Annotated in this window: 1 protein-coding gene; it reads right to left on the reverse strand. The window is 55.6% G+C overall.

Going from position 1 to position 932, the window contains the following annotated elements; genetic code table 11:
* Positions 1–54 precede the first annotated feature (54 nt).
* Positions 55–774, reverse strand: coding sequence for an IS6 family transposase (locus BMI01S_RS37740; protein WP_028215156.1), 720 nt, complete (start codon positions 772–774; stop codon positions 55–57).
* Positions 775–932: the final 158 nt, after the last annotated feature.

A 932-nucleotide genomic window follows, 5' to 3' on the forward strand; every position in this document is an offset into this window, starting at 1 on the left:
GGTTCTGGTGCAAATAGGTAAGCGGTTTGAGAAAATTAAGATAGACAGGATATCTTACCGATAAGACAGGACTGCATTCCATACGGCGGGCGCAGCGGCATCCTTGAGGCCGAGCTTCGCGAGGTCGAACTGTCCCTTGCGAATGCGATGCGTCAACTCGATGCCTGAAATCGTGGTCGCAGCGCTCCTGAATCGCTTGAATCCAGGCATCACGTTCGTTCTGGATTTGATATGGCGATGGTCCTGCTCGATCACGTTGTTCAGATATTTTGAGGAGCGAACCTTTGTCTCTTCAAGCAACTGACCATCGGTCTTCATTTCGCGCACCGCGCGGTGCGAGGCCGCATAGCCGTCGAGCGTGATAGTCTCCGGCGGCTGGCCCTGATGCCTGATGGCCTTGCTGAAGAAGGCTTTGGCCGCAGCCACGTCGCGTCGGGCTTTGAGCATGAAGTTCACCGTCTGGCCAGCCCGATCCACTGCCCGGTACAGGTAGACCCACCTGCCTCGAATCTTCAGGTAGGTTTCATCGACACGCCAGGAGCGACCCGCAGGTGTAGCAAAGCGGTTCCAGCGTTTGACGAACTCGGGCGTATAACGCCTCACCCAGTGCAGAATCGTCGTATGAGCCAGAGACAATCCCCGTTCGGCCATCATCTCGACCAGATCGCGTAGGCTGAGCTTGTAGCGTAGGTACCAGCGAACGCACAGAATGATGATCTCCCGATCAAAATGGCGTCCGCCGAACAACTTCTCCAGGCTCTTCAGCTTGCTCATCGCGGGTCATCAGTTCGTTTTGTTCCGACAACTCTAACCCATTTGCCGACCCTATTTGCACCAGAGCCCTCGCATGGACCAGACACCTGCCGAGCAATTTTATTCCTTGATCGCATAAGGAATCCTACGCGTCCGAGTCTGGCGGTCTTCGTCGAACC

Origin of the sequence: Paraburkholderia mimosarum LMG 23256 = NBRC 106338 (assembly GCF_000739815.1) — a bacterium.
GTDB classification, from domain to species: Bacteria; Pseudomonadota; Gammaproteobacteria; order Burkholderiales; family Burkholderiaceae; genus Paraburkholderia; species Paraburkholderia mimosarum.

Excerpts from the sequence above, each read along its gene's own strand:
- BMI01S_RS37740 (WP_028215156.1), bottom strand. The coding sequence starts at position 774 with ATGAGCAAGCTGAAGAGCCTGGAGAAGTTGTTCGGCGGACGCCATTTT.